Consider the following 23,269-nt stretch of genomic DNA (forward strand, 5'->3'; position numbering starts at 1 on the left):
CCCGGCACTCTGCCCGCCCCGGCTGCGGCACCCGCTTCCTCTTTTGGCTGATTTTCACAAAATTTTGTGTATTCCTGCCAGTTTAAACGATTTTTCTTAGCTTATTTATGTATTGTATTTTTTTTATCATTCTTCTATAATATAAGAGTTCAATCAATTAATCGTTTACGTAAAGACGGGCGATCAGTGCACTGCCCTGGAGGCAGAGACAAAACGGAGGTAACAAGGGATTATGAGCAAAAAGTACGTGTACCTGTTCAGCGAAGGCAATGCCAACATGCGCGAGCTGCTGGGCGGCAAGGGCGCCAACCTGGCTGAGATGACCAACATCGGCCTGCCCGTGCCCCAGGGCTTCACCATCACCACCGAGGCCTGCACGCAGTACTACGAGGACGGCCGCAAGATCAGCCCCGAGATCCAGGCTGAGATCATGGAGTACATCACCAAGATGGAGGGCATCACCGGCAAGAAGTTCGGCGATCTGGAGAACCCCCTGCTGGTCTCCGTCCGCTCCGGCGCCCGTGCCTCCATGCCCGGCATGATGGACACCATCCTGAACCTGGGCCTCAACGAGGACGTGGTGGAGGTCATGGCCAAGAAGTCCGGCAACCCCCGCTGGGCCTGGGACTGCTATCGCCGCTTCATCCAGATGTACTCCGACGTGGTCATGGAAGTGGGCAAGAAGTACTTTGAGCAGCTCATCGACCAGATGAAGGAAGCCCGCGGCGTCACCCAGGACGTGGAGCTGACCGCCGAGGATCTGAAGGAGCTGGCCGGCCAGTTCAAGGCCGAGTACAAGTCCAAGATCGGCACCGACTTCCCCACCGATCCCAAGGAGCAGCTGATGGGCGCCGTTCAGGCCGTGTTCCGCTCCTGGGATAACCCCCGCGCCAACGTCTATCGCCGCGACAACGACATTCCCTACTCCTGGGGCACCGCCGTCAACGTCCAGTCCATGGCCTTCGGCAACATGGGCGACGACTGCGGTACCGGCGTGGCCTTCACCCGCAACCCCGCCACCGGCGAGAAGAAGCTCTTCGGCGAGTTTTTGACCAACGCCCAGGGCGAGGACGTGGTGGCCGGCGTCCGGACCCCCATGCCCATCAGCCAGATGGCCGAGAAGTTCCCTGAGGCCTTTGCCCAGTTCCAGAACGTCTGCCATCTGCTGGAAAACCACTATCACGACATGCAGGACATGGAGTTCACCGTGGAGAACGGCAGGCTCTACATGCTGCAGACCCGCAACGGCAAGCGCACCCCCGCCGCCGCTCTGAAGATCGCCTGCGATCTGGTGGACGAGGGTCAGATCTCTGAGAAGCAGGCCGTGGCCATGATCGATCCCCGGTCCCTGGACACCCTGCTGCACCCCCAGTTCGACGCCGAGGTCCTGAAGAAGACCCCCGTCATCGGCAGCGCCCTGGCCGCCTCTCCCGGAGCCGCCTGCGGCAAGATCGTCTTTACCGCTGACGACGCCAAGGCCTGGGCCGAGCGGGGCGAGAAGGTGGTCCTGGTCCGCCTGGAGACCTCTCCCGAGGACATCGAGGGCATGAAGGCCGCTCAGGGCATCCTGACCGTCCGCGGCGGCATGACCTCTCACGCCGCCGTGGTGGCCCGCGGTATGGGCACCTGCTGCGTGTCCGGCTGCGGCGCCATCAAGATGGACGAGGAGAACAAGTGCTTCGAGCTGGGCGGCAAGGTCTTCCACGAGGGCGACTGGCTGAGCCTGGACGGCTCCACCGGCAAGATCTACGACGGCGCCATCCCCACCGTGGACGCCTCCATCGGCGGCGAGTTCGGCCGGGTCATGGGCTGGGCCGACAAGTATCGCCGCCTGAAGGTCCGCACCAACGCCGACACTCCCCACGACGCCGCTCAGGCCCGCACCTTCGGCGCCGAGGGTATCGGCCTGTGCCGCACCGAGCACATGTTCTTCGACGAGGACCGCATCCCCGCCATCCGTGAGATGATCTGCTCCGACACCGTGGAGCAGCGCGAGAAGGCCCTGGCCAAGCTGGAGCCCATGCAGCAGGGCGACTTCGAGGGCATCTACGAGGCCATGGAGGGCCTGCCCGTCACCATCCGCTTCCTGGATCCCCCCCTGCACGAGTTCGTTCCCACCGAGGAGGCTGACATCGAGAAGCTGGCCGCCGACATGGGCAAGACCGTGACCGAGATCAAGGCCATCATCGCCGGCCTCCACGAGTTCAACCCCATGATGGGTCACCGCGGCTGCCGTCTGGCCGTCACCTATCCCGAGATCGCCGCTATGCAGACCCGCGCCGTCATCAAGGCCGCGCTGAACGTCCAGGCCAAGCATCCTGACTGGACCATGGTCCCCGAGATCATGATCCCCCTGGTGGGCGAGGTCAAGGAGCTCAAGTACGTCAAGAGCGTGGTGGTGGAGACCGCTGACAAGCTCATCAAGGAGGCCGGCTCCGACATGAAGTACCTGGTGGGTACCATGATCGAGATCCCCCGCGCCGCCCTGACCGCCGACGAGATCGCCAAGCAGGCCGACTTCTTCTCCTTCGGCACCAACGACCTGACCCAGATGACCTTCGGCTTCAGCCGCGACGACGCCGGCAAGTTCCTGGACGCCTACTACGACCGCAAGATCTACGAGAACGATCCCTTCGCCAAGCTGGATCAGACCGGCGTGGGCCGTCTGGTGGACATGGCCTGCAAGCTGGGCCGCAAGACCAACCCGGATCTGCACCTGGGTATCTGCGGCGAGCACGGCGGCGACCCCTCCAGCGTGGAGTTCTGCCACCGCACCGGCCTGGACTACGTGTCCTGCTCTCCCTTCCGGGTGCCCATCGCCCGCCTCGCCGCCGCGCAGGCTGCCATCAAGGACGCCCAGTAATCCCGGTTCTATCTGCAATCAAACAGGAGCCTGCCCTTCGGGGCAGGCTCCTGTTCCTATTTGTCCCGGACTCAGTCCAGAAAGTATCCCAGGGAAGAAAATACACCGGTCAGCCCCTGCGGATCCAGCACCTCGATCCGCCGGTAATTCTGGGAGATGATCCCCTCCTTTCGGAGCTTTCCCAGGATTCTGCTGACGGAGACCCGGCTGACGCCGGTGATGGCTGCAATCTGCTCGTGGGTATACCCGATCACGGGACCGGTGCTGTCGCAGCAGGCGTAGAGAAAATAGGCCACCCGCTTGTCGGCATCCTGAAAATGGGAGCAGCAGATATAATCGGACAGCAGGGCGATCCGCTGTACGTAATGGGCGATCAGATCCTGCAAGGGCAGATCCTGTTCCTTCCACAGCCGGAGAAACCGTTCCGGAGGCAGAATATAGACCTCAGACCGGGAAATCGTCGCCACGCTGACCATGACATGAGGGCTCATCATCAGCGCCTCATTTCCGATCAGGCTGTCCGGTCCCAGGTAAAACAGGGAGATCTCATCCCCCGAGGGACTGAGGCAGAAGGTGCGGACCTTTCCTTTGGTCAGAAAAAACACCCGGTCCGCCCGGTTTCCCTTTTCCACCAGCAGCTCTCTGGGCCCCATACTTCGCTTGACACCGTATTGTACGAAAAGGTCCCTTACCCGGGACGTAATCAGGCGTCTTTTCTGCACAAAAATTCATCCCTTCCTGCCAGCGATCCTCGCATTATTGCCAAAAACCTTACCAGATTTTTGGCTGGAAAGCAAGTGGAAATTGTATCATTTGTTACAATCTGCCGGTTTTCTTTCCTCTACCATGAAAAGAAATCAGGCGGCACGCTCCGCGATTTTCTCATTCTTTAATATCGGGAAAGGGGGAAACCCACATGAAAGAGACCATGTGCGGTATTGTCAAGGCGCTGAACGGCCCGGGAGGGCTGGTCTATCGCACGGACCTGCCGGTCCCCCAGATCGGCGACGATGAGGTCCTCATCAAGATCCACTGCACTGCCATCTGCGGCACGGATCTCCATATCATGGAGTGGGACGACTGGTCCCAGAAGCGCATCAAGGCTCCGGTGACCCTGGGCCATGAGACCGCCGGCGACATCGTGGCCGTGGGCAGCGCCGTCAAGGACCGCAAGGTGGGCGACCGTGTCTCCTGCGAGTCCCACATCCCCTGCGGAACCTGCTATTTCTGCCAGCATGACATGCCCCACATCTGCAAGAACGTGGAGCTGTTTGGCTGCACCCAGAACGGCGCCTATGCCGAATACGCCAAGATCCGCGCCGACTGCACCTTCCTGCTGGACGACAGCATCTCCTATGAGGCCGCCTGCATGTTCGAGCCCATGGGCGCCGGCATCCACGGTGTGGAAGCAGCTCAGGTGGAGGGCAAAGTGGTCCTGGTCAGCGGATGCGGCCCCATCGGTCTGACCGCCATCAGCGGCTGCAAGACCTTCGGCGCCACCAAGGTCATCGCCTGCGACCTGATCGACGAAAAGCTGGAGATCGCCAGGGAGATGGGCGCCGACGAGGTATTCAACAGCGGCAAGTGCGATCTGGTGGCCGAGGTCAAGAAGCTCACCGGCGGCGCCGGCGCGGATGCGGCCATCGACATCACCGGCGCGGCCGCCGCCATCAACACCGATCTCAAATGCCTCCGGGCCGCCGGACGCATGGTCTGCGTGGGCCTGCCCACCAAGCCGGTGACCCTGGTGGACATGGCCGACGACCTGATCTACCGGGAGATCGAGCTGACCGGCGTCTCCGGACGGAAGATCTGGGAGACCTGGGAGGACTTCGCCAAGGTCATGAAGAGCCCCTACTACAAGATGGACCGGGTCATCGGCGGCCGCTTCCCCATGAAGGAGTTCCAGACCGCCATCGATCAGATCCAAAGCGGCGTCCCCGGCAAGATGATCCTGTACCCCTGAGCATCCGCACAGGCGGAAGATGACCAAGAGAAAAAGGAGGCATTTCCATGCGAACGGTCCCCATCAAAAACTTTCTGGATAAATTCCCCGGCGGCATCATTATCATCCCCCTGCTGATCGGCTGCCTGCTGAATACCTTCTGCCCCGCAGTGCTGCAGATCGGCAGCTTCACCACAGGACTGGCCACCGGCACCTCCAGCCTCATGGGCGCGCTGTTCATCTGCCTGGGCGCCCAGCTGAATGTCAAGTGCGCGCCCCAGGCCCTCAAAACCGGCTTCACCCTGCTGATCGCCAAGCTGCTGGCCGGCGTGCTGATCGGCCTGCTGGCAGCCAAGCTCTTCAATGACAGTCTGCTGGGCCTGAGCATGCTGGCCATCGTGGCCGCCGTCTCCAACTCCAACGGCGCCATGTACGCCACCCTCACCGGCCAGTACGGCACCGCCAGCGACCAGGGCGCCACCGCCATCATCTCCTTCAACGACGGCCCCTTCCTGACCATGATCGTCATGGGCGCCGCCGGCGCGGCCTCCATTCCCTACATGAGCCTGGTTGCCGCCCTGGCCCCCCTGGTGCTGGGTATCATCCTGGGCAATCTGGATCCCAAGATGCGCGCCTGCCTGACCAACGGCATGGAGACCGTCATCCTGGTGCTGGCCTTTGCCGTGGGCTGCACTCTGAGCCTGCGCCAGGTGGTGGAGGGCGGTCTGTCCGGCATCCTGCTGGGCTTCCTGGCCCTGATCCCCGCCGGGTTCATCTGCATCGCGGCCGACCGGCTCACCGGCGGCAGCGGCATTGCCGGCGCGGCCATCTCCAGTGTGGCAGCCAACGCCATCGCCACGCCCGCCGCCCTGGCGGAGGTGGACCCGGCCCTGTCCGGTATCGCCGGCGTGGCGGCGGCCCAGATCGCGGCGGCCTCCATCGTCACCTGCCTGCTGACCCCCTTCCTGGCCGCCTGGGTCGCCAAGCAGAATGCCAAGCGGGCCCTGGCCAAAAAAGGCTGATGCACGCAATCCCTTTCCCTTCAGCGGACGCGCAGCGGGACCTTCGCTGCGCGTCCGCCCCCTTTATCGGGCGGCCGGAGAGCCGCTTTTCGCCGGGGCACTCCCCAAGAAGCCCCCGGATCTCCGCTCCGGATGCGCAGGCACACCGGCAAAATGCGCCGCGGCCATCCCCAAATCAAAAGGGACCGCCTCTTAAAAAGAGGCGGTCCCTTGTCATTTTTCTGCTTGAGCGGTCAGACATCATCCCGGATGCCCATGCGCAGATAAAAGCGGTGCATAAACCCGAAGGTGAATCCGCCGGGCAGCATTCCGTTGACGAACAGTGCCGCCGCCACGCCCACGCCGGTATCCAGAATACGGTTGAGCGCGTAGGAGACATAGCTGTCGATGGGGGTGTTGAACAGGATGATGCAAAGCACCACGCCGCCCGGCTGGACGCCGCCTACCCAGATCATCTGACAGGCCAAAATCAAAATGACCACGCCCACAAAGGTCAGAGGAATCAAAAACCAGCGGCTGCCGCCATTGGGAAAGATCGCGGCGTAAATGGCAAAGAGGCCCATGCCGATGAAGCCGCCCACCAGGGTGCCGAAAAAGCGGTTGCCGCCGTGGAGCTTGCTGGTGCCGTAGTCACTGCCCATGCCGAAGATGGCACCAATGCAGGCGAAGGCCGGACTGCGGTCCAGAAAGTAATATACCAGGGCGCACAGCGTGGCTGCCAGAGCTGTTTTGATGTTTCGCAGCCCCACGCTGGGGAAATGGTACGGGCGTTTGAACAGCATGGGATCCCTCCCGGAAAATATTGGAACACAGCGCCTCTATTGTAGCATGTTCTCTGCATATTTCAAGGGGATTCCGCAAATTTATTCTTTTTTTTCGTATAAATTTCCGGTTTACGCCGCATCCACCGCGCACATCAGCGCAAAGGCCGCCAGCTGGAACAGCGCCGCCGCCAGCACCGCCTGCTGCGGAAAGAGCGGCGCCATCCGACAGCCCAGGGCCGCCCCCAGCAAAAAACAGAGGATGACCCCGAAGTAGCATCCGCTCCGCCGCAGCAGAGCCGGGTCGTGGTTCACAGCACCGTGGTACAGCGCCTCGGTGCCGCTGCGCAGGTTGCCGGTGCACATGGTGGATGCAAAGGGATAGCCCCGGACCTTTCGGAAGGCCTCCACCTGCAGCGCGCAGACAAAGGACACGGTCACGTTCACCACGCCGTTCCAGGGGCCCACAGGAATCAGGGCCGCGGCGCCCAGGGCCAGGATCTCCACGCCCAGCACCCAGTGACGCCAGTGAAACCTGCCCTGGCCCCGGTAGCGGGTACGCATGCCCTCTGTCACCAGCACACCCAGGGCGAAGGCCAGAATGGGGGCAAGGTAGGCCGCCGCCTCCTGCCAGCGGCCCTCCGCCGCCCGCAGAGCCAGCAGCACCATGTTGCCGGTCTGGGCATTGGCGAACACGCCGCCGCGGCAGAGGTAGGTGTAAGCGTCCAGAAAGCCGCCGGCCAGCGCCAGCAGCGCCGCCACGGCAAAGGTGTCCGAGGGCTGACGCATGGTTTTTTCCATAGGGAACCTCCTTCTTCCGCACACGGGCCGGCGCCCCTTGCGGGGCGCCGGCCTCCGGTCGGTCCTGTCAGTATTCGGCCTCACCGGTGTAGACCAGCTTGGCGTCGCCGGTAAGGGTCACATGCTCATCGGTGTAGTGGACGATCAGATCGCCGCCCCGGACACGGACGGTGACGTCGCTGTCCTTGGCGCAGAGGTTGTTGGCCGTGGCCGCCACCACCGCCGCGCAGGCGCCGGTGCCGCAGGCCAATGTCTCGCCGCTGCCCCGCTCCCAAACCCGCATTTTGATGGTGCTGGGATTCACCACCCGGATGAACTCCGTGTTGATCCGGTCGGGGAAATAGGGGGCGTGCTCGAACTGCGGGCCCACGTGCTCCACGTCCACGCCGTCCACCCGGGGGCAGAACACCACGCAGTGGGGGTTGCCCATGTCCACGCAGGTGATGGAGTACTTCTCCCCGCCGATGGAGACGGGATAGTCCACGATCTTCTTCTCCGGCAGGTTCAGGTGCAGCGCCGTGGTGTCCAATGTGGCGTAGCCCATGTCCACGCAGGCGGAGGTGACCTTGCCGTCGGCGGTGTAGACCTCCACGGACTTGACGCCGGTGTCGGTCTCGATGGTCATGGCCTCCTTGCGGACGAACCCGAAGTCATAGAGGTACTTGGCCATACAGCGCAGGGCGTTGCCGGCCATGGCCCCCACAGAGCCGTCGGCGTTGAACATCCGCATCCGGGCGTCGGCCTTCCGGGAGTGCTCCATGAGGATGATGCCGTCGGCGCCGATGCCGTAGTGCCGGTCGCAGAAGGTGACGCAGAGGGACTCGGGGCAGGTGATGTCCCCGTCGAAGTTCTCCAGGAAGATGTAGTCGTTGCCGCAGGTCTGCATCTTGGCAAAGCGCAGCTTCCGCCGCTCCGTCCGCAGGTGGCAGATGTCGATGAGCTCCGTGTTGGTCTGGTTGTAGCGGCTCTGGAGGATGTCCGTCAGGGCGCCCGCCGTGTCCAGGCTGGTCAGGCACGGGATGCCCAGCTGGACGCAGCGGTGGTTGAGGCGGATGAAGTCCCGGATGTAGCTGGGCTCCGTGGAGCCGGTGAGGATCACATAGTCGATCTTCCCGTCCTCCAGCAGCTGGAACACCCGGTTGTCCTGGCCCAGCTTGCCCACCACCTCCACGTCGGTGCCCAGGCGGGAGATCTCAAAGGCGGTGCGCTCGGTGGCGTAGAGCTTGTAGCCCATCTCGTCCAGCTTCCGGGCGATGCCCACGATCTCCGGCTGGTCCCGGCGGTTGACGGAGATCAGCACGCCGCCCCGGGTCTCCTTCTCCACCTTGTAGCCGGCGGAGACCAGGCCCTTGAACAATGCCTCCTGCATGTTCTTGCCCAGGCCCAGCACCTCGCCGGTGGACTTCATCTCCGGGGAGAGGGAGGCGTTGGCGTCGGTGATCTTCTCAAAGGAGAACACGGGCACCTTGACCGCCACATACGGCGGCTGGCGGTAGAGGCCGGTGCCGTAGCCCAGGGACCTGAGGCTCTGGCCCACCATGACCCGGGTGGCCAGGTCCACCATGGGCACACCGGTGACCTTGGAGATATAGGGCACGGTGCGGCTGGCCCGGGGGTTGACCTCGATGACGTACAGCTCGCCCTGGTAGATCAGGTACTGGATGTTGATGAGGCCCCGGGTGCCCAGGGAGAGGGCCAGCTTCTCGGAGCAGTCGATGATGACCTTCAGCATCTTGTCGCCGATGGAGAAGGGCGGGTACACGGCGATGGAGTCGCCGGAGTGGACGCCGGTGCGCTCGATGTGCTGCATGACGCCGGGGATCAGCACATCGGTGCCGTCGGAGATCACGTCCACCTCCAGCTCCTTGCCCATCAGGTACTGGTCCACCAGCACCGGGTTTTCGATCTTCCCGGAGAGAATGACCTCCATGTAGGTGCGCACGTCCTCGTCGTTGTGGGCGATGACCATGTTCTGGCCGCCGATGACGTAGCTGGGCCGCAGCAGCACGGGGTAGCCCAGCTCATGGGCCGCCGCCAGAGCCTCGTCCATGCCCAGGACGCCCCGGCCCTGGGGCCGCTTGATGGAAAAGCGCTCCAGCAGGGCGTCGAACCGCTCCCGGTCCTCCGCCATGTCGATGGACTCGGCGGAGGTGCCCATGATGCGCACACCGTGGCTGTCCAGATACTTTGTCAGCTTGATGGCTGTCTGGCCGCCGAAGGCCACCACCACGCCGATGGGCTGCTCCACGGCGATGATGTGCATGACGTCCTCCGGGCAGAGGGGCTCGAAGTACAGCCGGTCGGCGGTATCGTAGTCGGTGGAGACGGTCTCGGGGTTGTTGTTGACGATGACCACGTCGTAGCCCAGCTCCTTCAGCGTCCACACGCAGTGGACGGAGGAGTAGTCGAACTCGATGCCCTGGCCGATGCGAATGGGACCGGAGCCCAGCACCATGATGACCGGCCGGCCGGACCGTGGGAAGGTCCGGGACTCGCAGAAGCGGTCGTAGGAGGAGTAGAAATAGGGCGTCTCGGCGTCGAACTCGGCGCCGCAGGTGTCCACCATCTTGTAAACGGCGTCCCGGTGGGCGGGGAGCTTCCCGCCGGAGAGGCGGGCAAGGGCCTCGTCGGTGTAGCCCAGGCGCTTGCCGGTCTCGTACTGCGCCTCCGTCAGATCCCCGGAGAGGGTCGCCTCAAAGTCCGCCAGATGCTTGATCTTGGAGAGGAACCAGGGGTCGATCTTCGTGATGGCGTGGATCTCCTCCACGCTGACGCCGGACTTGAGGGCCTCGAACACGGTGAAGAGCCGGTGGTCGTCCACCCGCTCCAGACGCTCCCGGATGGGGGCGCCGTCGTCGGCCTTGCGGTTCAGGGTGTCCATGCCGATCTCCGCACCCCGGACGGCCTTCATCAATGCCATCTCGAAGCCGGGGGCGATGGCCATGACCTCGCCGGTGGCCTTCATCTGGGTGCCCAGGGTGCGGCTGGCGTCGGCAAACTTGTCGAAGGGCCACTTGGGCATCTTCACCACGATATAGTCCAGGGTGGGCTCGAAGCAGGCGCAGGTCTTGCCGGTGATGTCGTTTTTGATCTCGTCCAGGGTGTAGCCCAGGGCGATCTTGGTGGTGATCTTGGCGATGGGGTAGCCGGTGGCCTTGGAGGCCAGGGCCGAGGACCGGCTGACCCGGGGGTTCACCTCGATGACGGCGTACTCGAAGCTGTCGGGGTTCAGGGCCAGCTGCACGTTGCACCCGCCCACGATCCCCAGGTGGGTGATGATGTCCAGGGAGGCCTTGCGCAGCATCTGGAACTCCTTGTCCGCCAGGGTCTGGGTGGGCGCCACCACGATGGAGTCGCCGGTGTGGACGCCCACCGGGTCCAGGTTCTCCATGGAGCACACGGCGATCACGTTGCCCACGCCGTCCCGCATGGTCTCAAACTCGATCTCCTTCCAGCCGAAGATGGCCTTCTCCACCAGCACCTGGGTGATGGGGGAGGCGTCCAGGCCGGTGCCGGCGATGACGCGCAGCTCGTCGGCGTTGTTGGCCGCGCCGCCGCCGGCGCCGCCCAGGGTGAAGGCGGGCCGCACGATGACGGGATAGCCGATGCGCTCCGCCACTTCCAATGCGCCCTCCACGGTCTCGGCGATGTCCGAGGCGATGACCGGCTGGTTGATCTCCGCCATGGCCTCCTTAAAGAGCTCCCGGTCCTCCGCCCGGGAGATGGCGGCGGCGTCGGTGCCCAGGAGCCTGACGCCCTGGGCCTCCAGAAAGCCCTCCTTGTCCAGCTGCATGGCCAGCGTCAGTCCCGTCTGGCCGCCCAGGCCCGCCAGGATGGAGTCGGGCTTCTCCTTCTTGATGATGCGCTTGACGGTCTCCACCGTTAAGGGCTCCAAATAGATCTCGTCCGCCATGGCCTGGTCGGTCATGATGGTGGCGGGGTTGGAGTTGCACAGGACCACCTCCACCCCGGCGTCCTTGAGGATGCGGCAGGCCTGGGCGCCGGCGTAGTCGAACTCCGCCGCCTGGCCGATGACGATGGGACCGGAGCCGATCACCAGGACCTTTTTGATGCGCTTATCCAGGGGCATTACCGGTCACCTCCCTTCATCATCTCCACAAACCGGTCAAAGAGAAAGCTGGTATCCTTGGGGCCCGTGCAGGCCTCCGGGTGGAACTGGACCGTAAAGGCGTTCAGCTCCGGGTAGTCGATGCCCTCGCAGGTGCCGTCGTTGGCGTTGGCGAAGCGGACCCTGCCCACCTTCACGCTGTCGGAGTCCACGGCGTAGCCGTGGTTCTGGCTGGTGATGTAGGTCCGCGTCCCCGCCAGATCCCGGACCGGCTGGTTGACCCCCCGGTGGCCGTATTTGAGCTTGTAGGTGGTCCCACCCAGGGCCAGGGCCGTCAGCTGGTGCCCCAGGCAGATACCGAACACCGGGACCTTGCCCAGGAGCTTTTTGATCTGGTCGATCTGATAGGTGTTCTCCGCCGGGTCCCCGGGGCCGTTGGAGAGCATCACCCCGTCGGGCTTTGCCGCCAGGATCTCCTCCGCCGAGGCGGTGGCGGGCACCACCGTCACGGCGCAGCCCCGCCTCTGGAGCTCCCGGGCGATGTTGCGCTTGGCGCCGTAGTCGATGAGGCTGACGCGGAATTTCGCCTCCCCCTCCGCCGGCAGCTCTGCCGCCGCGCCGCAGGTGACGGCCTCCACCACGCCGGTGACGGCGTAGGTCTTGACCGGCGTGAGGTCCGCCGGGACCTCGTCGCAGATCGCGGCGTTCATGACGCCGTGTTCCCGGATGATCCTCGTCAGCTGCCGGGTGTCCACGCCCCATAGGCCCGGGACCCCCTGCTCCTTCAGGTACGTGTCCAGGTCGCAGTCGCACCGGAAGTTGGACGGCGCCTCGCACCACTCCCGCACCACGTAGCCCTTGACGCAGCACGCGCCCTCAAAGTCCTCCCGGATGATGCCGTAGTTGCCCATCAGGGGATAGGTCTGCAAAACGATCTGCCCCGCGTAGCTGGGGTCCGTCAGTGTCTCGATGTAGCCGCACATGCCGGTGGTGAACACCAGCTCGCCCACGGTGTCGCCGCCGGCGCCGAACCGGTAGCCCTCAAACACCTGGCCGTCCTGCAGCACCAGATAGCCTGTTTTCATAGCGTCCTCCCGCCCCGGACCGCAGTCCGTCAATTTTCTTGTATTCTTAGTTATTATGCGAGATTTTGCCGCAACAGTCAATCGTTTCCGCCCCAGCCGGAAGTAGACTTTACCGGCAAAATAGGTATTACTTTTTGTGCATTTTTATACAAAGCCCTTTCAATCCCACCCGTTCCCCCATTGCAAGGCGGCGCTTCTTCCCCTATAATGGAGGCACGAACAAGGAGGGATCGCCGTGGCCAAGCTGCTGGACAAGTTCACAAAGCCCTTTGCCGACAGCCGCATCCCCTTTCTGCTGGCAGAGGTCATCACCAACGGCGCCGGAGAGATGGTGGACGTGGTGTGCCGCTTTTCCAACGAGGCGGCGGCCTCGGCGCTGAACCTGCCGGTGGAGGAGCTGCGGGGCAGACGGTTCACCCGGACCTTTCCCGCCCAGCGGCTCAGCGGCCTGGCCGCCCTGGGGACCGTGGCCTTCTCCGGCTCCTGCGCCACCTTCTCCTACACCACCCTGCTGGGCCAGACCCTGCGGGTCACCTGCTTCCAGCCCATGTACGGCCTGGTCAGCTGCATCCTGGACACGCCGGGTCCCTCTCTGCAAACCGGTCAGCTGCTGGGCGAGCACATGCCCCTGGCGGCGGCGGTGGTGGAGCTGACCAGGACCGGCGTGCGGTGCCTGTCCTTCAACCAGCGGCTGTGCCAGTGGACCGGTCTGGACCGCAAGACCCTGCTGGACCGCCACGCCGAGGACCTTGCCTCCCTGGTGGAGCCGGAGGACTGGCCGGAGCTGCTGCAATCCCTGCTGGACGCCGCCCGGGAGAAACGCCCGGCGGACCGGGACGTCCGCCTGCTGCGGCGGGACGCGGAACCCCTGTGGGTCAATCTGCGGGCAGAGCCCCTGGCCACCCCCTCCGGCGTGCCCGCTTTTTACACGGTGCTCTCGGACATCGACGCCCAGCGCCGCCAGCGGCTGCGGATGGAGGCCCGCCTGCGCCAGGCGGAGACGGACCGGTCGCTGATGGAGGAGCTGCTGGACCACCTGCCCGGCGGCTGCTGCCTGCTGCGGCGGGACCAGGACGGGCGGCTGGAGGCTCTCCAGGCCAACCGGGGGCTCCAGGACCTTCTGGGCTATTCGGAGTCAGAGCTGCTGCGCCGCCTGACAATCGACCCTCTCTGGCGAATCAGCGCCGCCGGAAAGGATGCCCTGCTGGAGCAGGCCGACCTGGCCCGGAGCCAGGGAACGCCGCTGCGGCGGCTGGTCCAGGTCCGCCCCAAGAGCGGCGGGAACCGCTGGCTGTCGGTGGAGGCCCTGTGGCGGCCCCAGTCCGACGGCAGCCATCTGATCTGCGCCTTCTGCACCGATGCCACGGAGGCCACGGAGACCGCCGCTCAGCAGCAGTTCCGCTCCCAGCTGTGCGAATTGCTGCTGGACCGGTCCCGGGTGCTGATCATGGACTACGACCCGGCCCAGGACCTGGCCCGGATCGAGCGGTACACCGCTGCCGGCGCCAAAGTCTCCAGAACGGTATCCGGGTATCTGGCCGGACTGCCCGACGCCGCCTCCATCCACCCCGATGACCGGAAAAAGCTGGCCGCCGCCATGCGCCGGGCCCTGTCTCGCTCCGCGCCGGAGACCCTGGAATACCGGGGCGATTACGACGGCTGTGGCTGGCGGTGGCACCGGATCTCCTGGAGCTGCCTGCTGGACCACGCCGGCAGCGTCAGCCGCCTGCTGGGCAAGGTGGAGAATGTGGACCGCTCCAAGGCCGCGGCGCTCCGCTACCGCCGTCTGACGGCCCGGCAGAAAAAGCTGGCCCCCGGGGTCCTGGCCACCATGCGGCTGGACCTGACCGCCGACCGCATCCTGGACGTCAAGGCCGCCAGCCGCCATCTGACCCAGGCCCTCTTCGGCAACACCGCCGACGCCTGCCTGCGCCATCTGCGGGACAACGTGCCCGAGGAAGCCGCCCTGGGCCGGTTCGACGTGCTGTTTCGCCGTGAGCCGCTGCTGGAGGCCTTCCGCCAGGGGGTCGACCGGCAGGAACTGGCGCACCCTCTCCGCTCCTCCGAGAGCACCGTCTCCTGGGCCAGGACCACTGTGGAGCTGACGGAGGAGCCGGACTCCGGCCACACCGCCGCCTTCTGCACCGTGACCGACGAAACGGACCGGCACCGCCGGGACGCCGTTCTGGAGGTCCTGGCCCGGCGGGACTATGAGATCCTTCTGACGGTGGATGCCGCCTCCGGCCTCTGCCGGGCCTACGGCCGCTTTCAGGATACCATTCCCCCCGGCACGTCCTTCCGGCCTCTGCTGGCCCGGTATCTCCAGACAGAGGTCCCCTCCTCCCGGCAGCGCACCGCCCTGCGGGCGGCGCTGCGGATGGAGACCGTGACGGAGCAGCTGGCTCACGCCCCGGTGTATGAATTCTCCGCCCCCCTGCTGGAGGGCCCTCCCCTGCTGCTGCGCTGGTCGTGGCTGGACCAGCCCGGAGGCGTGCTGCTGCTGACGGGCCAGCGGACACCCCTGGCCCCTGCGGAGGGATTCCTGTGATCCGCCCCTTTCAGCCCGGGGACCTGCCGCAGGTGCTGGACATCTGGCTCCAGGGCAATCTGGACGCCCATTCCTTCATCTCACCGGATTACTGGCGGTCCAATCTGCCCCTGGCCGCCCGGCAGATCCCCCTGGCGTCGGTATGGGTCTTTGCAGAGGACAATGTCGTGACCGGCTTTGCAGGGCTCGTGGAAGGCGAGATTGCCGGGCTGTTCGTCCGGCGCGGCGCCCGCTCCCGGGGAGTCGGCGGGGAATTGATTCGCGCGGTCCAGAGCCTGGGCCTGCCCCTGCGGCTGTGTGTTTATGAAAAGAACACCGCCGCCCGCCGCTTCTACCTCCGCCAGGGCTTCGTTTTCCGGCACAGGCAGATCGACCCGGCCACCGGCGAGGCGGAGCTGGTGCTGACCTGGGCGCCTCCCATATAAAACTCCCCGCGGACAGAGGTTCTGTCCGCGGGGAGTTTTTGTTCTTCAGCGGGGACCCGGCGCCGCCGGAGCCACGTCCTTACTCGTCCAGCTTGAGCACCGCCAAAAACGCCTCCGTCGGGATCTGTACCGATCCCAGAGAGCGCATCTTTTTCTTGCCCTCCTTCTGCTTTTCCAGCAGCTTCTTCTTTCGGGTGATGTCGCCGCCGTAGCACTTGGCCAGCACGTCCTTGCGCATGGCCTTGACGGTCTCCCGGGCGATGACCCGGCCGCCGACGGCCGCCTGGACGGGGATCTCAAAGAGCTGTCTGGGGATGTTCTCCTTGAGCTTTTCGCACAGCCGCCGGGCCCGGGGATAGGCCTTGTCCTTGTGGGCGATGAAGCTCAGGGCGTCCACGCCCTCGCCGTTGAGCTTCATATCCACCTTCACCAGCTCGCTGGGCCGGTAGCCGGAGAGCTCGTAGTCCAGGGAGGCGTAGCCCTTGGTGTTGGCCTTGAGAGTGTCGAAGAAGTCGTAGATGATCTCGTTCAAGGGCATCTGGTAGTGGAGCTCCACCAGGTGGGTGTCCAGGTACTGCATGTCCTTGAACTCGCCCCGCCGGTCCTGGCACATGGGCATGATGTTGCCCACGAACTCGTTGGGGGCGATGATGTTGACCTTGACGTAAGGCTCCTCCGCCCGCTCGATGGCGGCGGGGTCCGGGTAGTTGTGGGGGTTGTCCACGGCCACCATGGTGCCGTCGGTCTTGTAGACGTGGTAGATGACGGAGGGAAGGGTGGTCACCAGATCCAGGTCGAACTCCCTCTCCAGCCGCTCCTGGATGACCTCCATGTGGAGCATCCCCAAAAAGCCGCACCGGAAGCCAAAGCCCAACGCCACGGAGGACTCCGGCTCGAAGCTCAAGGACGCGTCGTTGAGCTGGAGCTTCTCCAGGGCGTCCCGCAGGTCCGGGTACTTGGACCCGTCCTCGGTGTAGATGCCGCAGTAGACCATGGGCTGCACGGGCCGGTAGCCGGGCAGGGGCTCCGCCGCGGGGCTGGCGGCGTCGGTGACGGTGTCGCCCACCCGGGTGTCCTGCACGTTCTTGATGGAGGCGGTGAAGTAGCCCACCTCGCCGGCCTCCAGGGCGTCACAGGGCTCCATGCCCAGGGGCAGCAGGTGTCCGCACTCGATGACCTGATAGGTGGCGCCGGAGGCCATCATCTTTACGGTCTGGCCGGTGCGGACGCTGCCCTCCATGATGCGCATGTAGACGATGACGCCCCGGTAGCTGTCGTACTGGCTGTCGAAGATCAGGGCCTTCAGGGGGGCGTTCACGTCGCCGGTGGGGGCCGGGACATTTTTCACGATATCCTCCAGCACGGCGTCGATGTTGATGCCCATTTTGGCAGAGATCTCCGGCGCGTCCATGGCCGGCAGGCCGATGATGTCCTCCACCTCCTGCTTGGCCTTGGCGGGATCCGCGGCGGGCAGGTCGATCTTGTTGAACACCGGCAGGATCTCCAGGTCGTGCTCCATGGCGAGGTACGTGTTGGCCAGGGTCTGGGCCTCCACGCCCTGGGTGGAGTCCACCACCAGCACCGCGCCCTCGCAGGCGGCCAGGGACCGGGAGACCTCGTAGTTGAAGTCCACGTGGCCCGGGGTGTCGATCAGGTTCAGCTGGTAGACCTCCCTGTCCTGGGCGGTGTAGTTGAGCCGGACGGCCCGGGCCTTGATGGTGATGCCCCGCTCCCGCTCCAGGTCCATGTTGTCCAGCAGCTGGCTCTCCATCTCCCGCTGGCTGACGGCCTGGCACTTCTCCAGCAGCCGGTCCGCCAGCGTGGACTTGCCGTGGTCGATATGGGCAATAATGGAGAAATTTCGGATGTTGCTTTGCTTGATCATTTCGTAAAACCTCCTTGGGCAAGTCCACGCTGCTCCGCGCGGACGCGCGTCCAAGTGTTTTGGCGCAGCCAAAACCTTGCCGCAGGGCGAATTCATTTCGCCCGAGGATTTTCCATCAAAAGGGCCCCCGCAAAATCCTCTGGATTTTGTGGGAATCGGACTTGCCGTGGTCGATATGGGCAATAATGGAGAAATTTCGGATGTTGCTTTGCTTGATCATTTCGTAAAACCTCCTTGGGCAAGTCCACGCTGCTCCGCGCGGACGCGCGTCCAAGTGTTTTGGCGCAGCCAAAACCTTGCCGCAGGGCGAATTCATTTCGCCCGAGGATTTTCCATCAAAAGGGCCCCCGCAAAATCCTCTGGATTTTGTGGGAATCGGACTTGCCGTGGTCGATATGGGCAGAGTAGACACATCCATGCTCCCCCGCCACAGGCGGGGCGGCGCGCCGTGTATTCCGGCGGGAACCCGGTCAGGCATCCGACATGTCGATGCCGTGGGCCTCGTTCCAGGCGATCCAGAAATCCTCGTCCCAGAATTTCTCATAGTCATAGTGTACCACAAACTCCCGCCAGCCGGCCAGGGTGGGGGCGATATTTTCCGCCGTCAGGCGTCCCTGGTCCGCCTTGATCCTGTGCAGGATCTCCACGCACACGCCGCCCGAGTGGTGGATGTAGTCGCAGTAGTTGTCCAGGTTCTCCACGATCTCCCGGTCCAGCAGGAATCCGTAAAGCTTCACGTTGTCATAGGCCGTCAGGACCCGGCAGGCCCGCTCCACGGCGGAGAGGACCGCGTCCACCTCCCCCAGCCGTACCATTTTGTCCCAGTAGAGGATGCTGTACGGCGGCAGGAAGAAGTCGAACTCCGTGTCCGGATGGGCCTCCACCCAGCCTGTCACCACCGCCAGATTGGCGTCCACGTGGTCCAGGTAGGCGTCGGCGGGCAGGACCTCGCCGGTGGGGTCCGGACGGGTGTAGTTGTCCAGGGCGGTCAGGTGGTTCCACCACTCCCGGTCATCCCAGGTGAAGCCCTCGTCCACAGTCTCCCCCTGGCCCCAGCGGTTGGCCATGAGGGTGTAGACGCTGTAATAGAGCGTGTCCTTGTTTACCAGATACTGAATGTCGTCCAGGGCGCTGCGGTTGTAGAGATAGTCCGGCATGGCGTCCGTGACGCCGCTCTCGTCCCGGATCAGGGTGTTCACGTCCAGGCCGAAGATCACCCGCTGCGGCGTCTGGGCCCGGAAGAGGACGTCCATCACCCGGTCAAACTCGCTGTAATAGCCGTCGGGGATGGTGAGGCGCACAGAGGGCGTGCCGAACACCTCCTGGATCTGGCTGGCGCGGTAGTTGGCCGCCATGGAGGTGCCCATCAGCACCGTGTCCGCCTCCACGTTCCGGGCCAGGCCCGCCATCTGGTAGCGCTCGCTGAAAAACACCGGCTGCCAGCGGTCCGGGATGCGGTAATAGAGGCAGGGGTCCACCACATACACCACGGCGGCGCACAGGGCCAGCATCGCCAGGACCCCGGCCAGAAGGCCGCAGACCCAGCGGCGGTATGCTCGTTTCATAGGCCCCTCCTCAGAAGTTGGAATAGATGAAGGTGGTGACGCCGCTGAAGGACAGCACGCACCACAGCGTCAGGAGCCCCAGCCCCAGGCCCAGCCGGACCGTGGGGCGGAAGGTGTCCATCCGCTCCTGGACGTTCCGGGGCCACAGGGCCGCGGCGAGGCCCGCGCCGTACAGCACCAGCAGCCGCAGCGCGTCCTCCCAGGGCGTCAGAGCCGGCACCAGCAGCCGCAGGGCGCCGGTCTCCTTGGAGAACAGCCCCTCCAGCAGCCAGTCCTGGGGCGCCGCCAGTCCGCCGGTGACGGCGGCGCGCAGCAGCTCCCCGGCGGCGGTCAGGTCCGGCGCCCGGAAGAACACCCAGGCCAGGTTGACGAACAAAAACGTCAGCGCCCACCGCAGAGCCCGGGGCAGCCGGTCCCGGCCGCTTCCCCAGGCCCGCTCCGCCACCTGTCCCAGGCCGTGGAGCGCGCCCCAGACCAGGAAGGTCCAGCCGGCCCCGTGCCAGAAGCCGCTGATGAGGAAGATCACCAGGATGTTCCAATAGGTGCGCCCGGCGCCTTTTCGGCTGCCGCCCAGGGGGAAGTAGACGCACTCCCGGAGGAAGGTGGTCAGCGTGATGTGCCAGCGCTTCCAGAACTCCCCCACGGACAGGCTCCGGTAGGGGGAGTTGAAGTTCAGCGGCAGCCGCAGCCCCAGAAGCCGGGCGGCGCCGGAGGCGATGTCGCAGTAGCCGGAAAAGTCGAAATACAGCTGGAGGGTATAGCCCAGGATCACCAGCCAGGCCGACGGGGCGCTAAGGTCCCCCAGCCGGGCCCAGCCGTTGTCCACCACGGCGCCGAAGCCGTCCGCCAGCAGCACCTTCTTGATCGTGCCGCAGCAGATGGCGTAGACCCCCGCGGCGGCGTCGGACCAGTCGGGCCGCAGGAAGCGCGCGCTTTTGAGCTGGGGGAAGAAGGCCCCGGGCCGCAGAATGGGGCCGGAGGTGACGGTGGGGAAGAAAAAGGCATAGAGGGCCAGGGGAACGTCGGGTTCCAGGGCCGTCTGGCCGGTGTAGAGCTCCTTCAAAAGCCACAGCTGCTGGAAGGTGAAAAAGCTCAGTCCCAGGGGCGCCCAGCCCACGGACAGGGCCCCGCCGGTGAGGAAGCCGGTGTACTTGAACACCAGCAGCACCCCCACGTGCCATACGCAGGCGAGAACCAGCGTCCGGCGGCGGTTCGGGGCCTCCGGCCCCAGCCGCAGCGCCGCCGCCCGGGTCACCGCCACGCCGGCGGCCAGGACGATCAGGCCCTTCCAGCCGCCGCCGATCAGGTAGAACACCAGGCAGGCCAATTCCAGGGCCATGAGGGCGGAGGGGGCGCTCTTTTTCCGCAGCGTCAGGCAGACCCCCAGCGTCACCGCCAGGAAGGCGAAAAAGGACAGAGACTGAAAGCTCATGCCTCTTTCTCCGTCAGGACGCTGAGGCGGGCGTCGGTGGTACTGAGGACCTGGGTCAGGCTCTGGCACCGGCCGGGGTAGGCGGCGGCGAGGGCCTGGGCGCCCAGGTCCGGAAACTCCGCCTTCCGGGCGTTCAGGGCCCGGAGGGAACGGGTGTAGCGCAGCTCAGAGAGCTTGCGGTCGGCGTCGGCGGCACCCAGGGTGCAGGCGGCGGGGTCCAGGGAGAAGTACGCCTCGTTGGCCCCGGCGGAGCGGTACAGGTGCCGGTAGAGCTGGTAGACGCCGGCGCCCAGATACGCCGCGGCGGCGTTGATGGCAGCCTTGTCCCCCAGCTTGCCCAGCAGGCCGAACAGCACGTCGGTGGCGCCGGAGAGGAGCTTGCTCTGGAGGGTGGCCAGGACGCTGCCCTGGAGCACGCTGCCGGGCTCGGCGGCCTCCAGCACCTCCTGCTCGGTCAGCATGTTGCCCTCCCGGGACAGCGTGCGGCCCAGGATAAAGTCGGCGGAGACGTGGTAGTAGTCGCAGGCCCGGACCACGAAAGAAAGGCCCGGTTCCCGGATGCCGTTTTCATAGTGGCTCAGCAGCGCCTGGGAGATGCCCAGATCCGCGGCGGCAGTCCGCTGGGACACGCCCCGCTCCTGCCGCAGCAGCGACAGCGTGCGGGAAAATTCAGTGGTGGAAGCCATGGTATCTCTCTCCTTTAAGGGGTTCTTTTCCGTTTTCACACAGGGTGCCCGGCGGGGCGCCTCAAATACGCAGGGTATAGTTTAGCAAAAACGATACGGGAAGTAAAGCAAAATCTTGCCGGATCCCCGGTCCTGCCGGCGAAAAACCACAGGGCCGCGAAAAGCGGCCCTGCGGCTCATCTGCGTTTGCGGTGGCGGCGCCCATGGGAGAGGCAGCGGCTCCGCTTTCTGGATCGGAACTTCCGGACATACCGGGCGCAGACCCAGAAGAACACCAGACCTGGCACCGCGAAAAAGAGCATGGGCCACTCGCCGGTCCCGGTGAATCCGGCGGCCGCGAACACCAGGCACACGGCGCCTCCCGTCCCGTAGTAGATGGCCAGCCGCCGCTCATTTCCATAGAGCATGCCCGGCGGCGGTGTGCCGCCGTACTCCCAGGGCGTATACTGCTTTTCCTGCCACTGCCGCTGGAGATCGATATAGTCCCGCTTCCGGCCCACGGTCCCGCCTCCCCTCCGGCTCTCAGAACAGTCCCACCTGGTTGGGCAGCACGTCCCCGCCGATGCTGCGCAGCTGCTGGGCGTTTTCCTCCCACAGCCGGTCCGTCACCGCCATCTTGCGAATGATGTCCTTGACGGTGGTGTCCAGCACGGTGCCCTCGGAGTAGTCCGCCGGGAAGATGAAGTCCACCCGGCCCTTGGCCAGCAGGTCCTCCACGCCGGGGCGGTTGCTCTCCTGGTACACGGCGATGGCCTGGCCGCCGTAGGCCCGCATCATCTTCATGCAGGGCACGTCGGAAAGGCCGTCGCCCACATAGATCATATTGTGGAAGGGCACCCGCTTGCTGTCGTCGGGCATGGAGTCGTTGAGAGTCTTGTCGTCGGACACGTCCAGCACGCCCTTGTTGATCCGGTAGACAAACTGGGTCTTGGCGGTGAAGTTCACCGCCAGCTTGGGCCATACCGGGTCACCCTGTTCATCGTAGTAGAATTCACTGGCGTAGATCTCCTTGAAGGCGCCGGAGATGGAGCTGCCCTCGATGATTTCCCGCAATCCCGAGGAGATCACATAGTGCTCCACCCGGACCCCCTGCTCCGCGCCGAAGGCGTTGATCCGGCCGAACCAGTCCTCCACCCCGGGAAAGAGCACGATGCCCCGGCCCTTTTCCACCAGGTCCGCCCGGGTCAGAGGAAGCTTGCGCCGCTCCGCCTCCCGCAGCATGGTGTACATATAGGCCAGGATGCCGTCCATCCGGTTGCGGCGGCCGAACTCGTTGGCCTCCTTCCAGAACTCCGCCGGGGTCATGCCCAGGGAGGGGATGAAGGCATAGTTCTGCATGTCGGTGGTGCAGAGGGTCTTGTCGAAATCGTATAAAAAGGCCACGATGGGCTGCTGGGCCATAGCCGCTCCTCCCTTGTTCCCATGGAATAAAAAAGGCGGCTCTGAGAGCCGCCTTTTCGTCAATCGATGCCCGTGTAGTTCCGGCCGAATTTCAGATCGTCCAGATTGATGCGGCGGGTGGGCTCGTCCACCGGCGCCGGGTCCGGCGCGGCGGTGGCAAAGGGATCACCCTCCGGATAGGGGTCGGCCGGGGCGGCGGACTCCTCCGGAGCAGGCTCCGCCGGCGTCTCCTTCTCCGCGGCAAAGGCGGCCAGCACCTTCTCCTCGATCTCGCTGACGGCACTCTCCTCCGGCGCCGGAGCGGCAGCGGGGGCATCCACCGGCAGCTGAGGCAGCTGCTCCAGATACCGCAGCTCCTGGCTGCACACCTCCCGGACAGAGGCGATGAACCGGGCCAGCTCCTGCTGTCCCTGGCGCAGGCGCGCCTGGGCCTCCTCGGTCTCCTGGCGCAGGCGGCCGATCTTGGCCTGGGCGTCCGCCTCCGCCTGGGAGAGCATCTGGTCCCGCTTCTGCTCCGCCTCGTGGACGATGGAGTCCGCCATCTTCTGGGCGGTGAGCAGCGTGGCCCGCATGGAGTCCTCGGTGGCGCGGTAATCCTCCACCTTCTCCACCAGCACCTTCAGCTTGGCCTTCAATGCCGCGTTCTCTTTATAAAGGTTGGTATAGTCATCGGTGAGCTCGTCCAGAAACTCGTCCACCATGGCCATATTGTAGCCGCCCATGACCGCCTTGGTGAAGGCGTGGGTGGAAACTTCCTGCGGTGTCAGCATAGCGCCCGTTA

At 64.9% G+C, this 23,269-nt stretch carries 17 protein-coding genes; 5 read left to right on the forward strand and 12 right to left on the reverse strand.

What is annotated here, in order from left to right; translation table 11 throughout:
- Positions 1–232: 232 nt before the first annotated feature.
- Positions 233–2,863, forward strand: a complete 2,631-nt coding sequence (ppdK, locus tag ACVDHE_RS05155; protein WP_458885828.1) for a pyruvate, phosphate dikinase — start codon at positions 233–235, stop codon at positions 2,861–2,863.
- A 71-nt stretch (positions 2,864–2,934) separates the two neighbouring features.
- Here the strand turns inward: ppdK and ACVDHE_RS05160 are convergent, their stop codons facing one another.
- Complete coding sequence (locus ACVDHE_RS05160) at positions 2,935–3,516, reverse strand: Crp/Fnr family transcriptional regulator (RefSeq protein ID WP_213037124.1); 582 nt, start codon at positions 3,514–3,516, stop codon at positions 2,935–2,937.
- A 263-nt stretch (positions 3,517–3,779) separates the two neighbouring features.
- Here ACVDHE_RS05160 and ACVDHE_RS05165 point away from each other — a divergent pair, with 263 nt between their 5' ends.
- Both ACVDHE_RS05165 and ACVDHE_RS05170 read left to right on the forward strand, forming a co-directional pair.
- Positions 3,780–4,829, forward strand: a complete 1,050-nt coding sequence (locus tag ACVDHE_RS05165) for a zinc-binding dehydrogenase (protein WP_213037125.1) — start codon at positions 3,780–3,782, stop codon at positions 4,827–4,829.
- Positions 4,830–4,876: 47 nt separating this feature from the next.
- On the forward strand, positions 4,877–5,830 hold the full coding sequence (locus ACVDHE_RS05170) for a 2-keto-3-deoxygluconate permease (protein ID WP_213037126.1): 954 nt from the start codon (positions 4,877–4,879) through the stop codon (positions 5,828–5,830).
- A gap of 233 nt (positions 5,831–6,063) precedes the next feature.
- Here the strand turns inward: ACVDHE_RS05170 and ACVDHE_RS05175 are convergent, their stop codons facing one another.
- The 4 genes from ACVDHE_RS05175 to ACVDHE_RS05190 all read right to left on the reverse strand — a co-directional run bounded on the left by ACVDHE_RS05175 (position 6,064) and on the right by ACVDHE_RS05190 (position 12,546).
- Complete coding sequence (locus tag ACVDHE_RS05175; RefSeq protein ID WP_458885829.1) at positions 6,064–6,612, reverse strand: FUSC family protein; 549 nt, start codon at positions 6,610–6,612, stop codon at positions 6,064–6,066.
- Between the two features lie 111 nt (positions 6,613–6,723).
- Positions 6,724–7,392, reverse strand: coding sequence for a YoaK family protein (locus ACVDHE_RS05180; protein ID WP_418725496.1), 669 nt, complete (start codon positions 7,390–7,392; stop codon positions 6,724–6,726).
- A 67-nt stretch (positions 7,393–7,459) separates the two neighbouring features.
- Positions 7,460–11,482 (reverse strand): carbamoyl-phosphate synthase large subunit, encoded by a 4,023-nt coding sequence (gene carB / locus ACVDHE_RS05185; RefSeq protein WP_458885830.1) that lies wholly within the window; start codon positions 11,480–11,482, stop codon positions 7,460–7,462.
- Positions 11,482–12,546 carry a carbamoyl phosphate synthase small subunit gene (locus ACVDHE_RS05190; protein WP_458885831.1) on the reverse strand — a complete coding sequence of 355 codons (1,065 nt, stop codon included), beginning with the start codon at positions 12,544–12,546 and terminating at the stop codon, positions 11,482–11,484. The genes carB and ACVDHE_RS05190 overlap by 1 nt, the downstream gene beginning before the upstream one ends.
- Before the next feature lie 235 nt (positions 12,547–12,781).
- Here ACVDHE_RS05190 and ACVDHE_RS05195 point away from each other — a divergent pair, with 235 nt between their 5' ends.
- Together ACVDHE_RS05195 and ACVDHE_RS05200 are read left to right on the forward strand one after the other, a co-directional pair.
- A complete protein-coding gene (locus tag ACVDHE_RS05195) occupies positions 12,782–15,094 on the forward strand; it encodes a PAS domain-containing protein (protein WP_458885832.1) in 2,313 nt (770 codons plus the stop codon).
- Positions 15,091–15,519 (forward strand): GNAT family N-acetyltransferase, encoded by a 429-nt coding sequence (locus tag ACVDHE_RS05200; protein ID WP_213037132.1) that lies wholly within the window; start codon positions 15,091–15,093, stop codon positions 15,517–15,519. Before ACVDHE_RS05195 ends, ACVDHE_RS05200 begins: the two co-directional genes overlap by 4 nt.
- A 79-nt stretch (positions 15,520–15,598) precedes the next feature.
- Here ACVDHE_RS05200 and lepA read toward each other — a convergent pair whose 3' ends face one another.
- From lepA to ACVDHE_RS05235, 7 genes are all read right to left on the reverse strand, one after another.
- The gene (gene lepA, locus ACVDHE_RS05205; RefSeq protein ID WP_458885833.1) at positions 15,599–17,404 is read right to left on the reverse strand and encodes a translation elongation factor 4; all 1,806 of its coding nucleotides are present in this window, start codon (positions 17,402–17,404) and stop codon (positions 15,599–15,601) included.
- 470 nt (positions 17,405–17,874) lie between these two features.
- The gene (locus ACVDHE_RS05210) at positions 17,875–18,969 is read right to left on the reverse strand and encodes a hypothetical protein (RefSeq protein WP_458885835.1); all 1,095 of its coding nucleotides are present in this window, start codon (positions 18,967–18,969) and stop codon (positions 17,875–17,877) included.
- 10 nt (positions 18,970–18,979) lie between these two features.
- The gene (locus ACVDHE_RS05215) at positions 18,980–20,401 is read right to left on the reverse strand and encodes an MBOAT family O-acyltransferase (RefSeq protein WP_458885836.1); all 1,422 of its coding nucleotides are present in this window, start codon (positions 20,399–20,401) and stop codon (positions 18,980–18,982) included.
- Positions 20,398–21,087 (reverse strand): helix-turn-helix domain-containing protein, encoded by a 690-nt coding sequence (locus ACVDHE_RS05220; RefSeq protein WP_458885838.1) that lies wholly within the window; start codon positions 21,085–21,087, stop codon positions 20,398–20,400. The genes ACVDHE_RS05215 and ACVDHE_RS05220 overlap by 4 nt, the downstream gene beginning before the upstream one ends.
- A 176-nt stretch (positions 21,088–21,263) precedes the next feature.
- Positions 21,264–21,587 carry a hypothetical protein gene (locus ACVDHE_RS05225; protein WP_458885839.1) on the reverse strand — a complete coding sequence of 108 codons (324 nt, stop codon included), beginning with the start codon at positions 21,585–21,587 and terminating at the stop codon, positions 21,264–21,266.
- A 22-nt stretch (positions 21,588–21,609) separates the two neighbouring features.
- Positions 21,610–22,488, reverse strand: coding sequence for an HAD family hydrolase (locus ACVDHE_RS05230; RefSeq protein ID WP_458885840.1), 879 nt, complete (start codon positions 22,486–22,488; stop codon positions 21,610–21,612).
- A gap of 59 nt (positions 22,489–22,547) precedes the next feature.
- Positions 22,548–23,258, reverse strand: a complete 711-nt coding sequence (locus ACVDHE_RS05235; protein ID WP_213037139.1) for a DivIVA domain-containing protein — start codon at positions 23,256–23,258, stop codon at positions 22,548–22,550.
- Positions 23,259–23,269 lie beyond the last annotated feature (11 nt).

This window comes from Dysosmobacter sp. Phy (assembly GCF_054476235.1).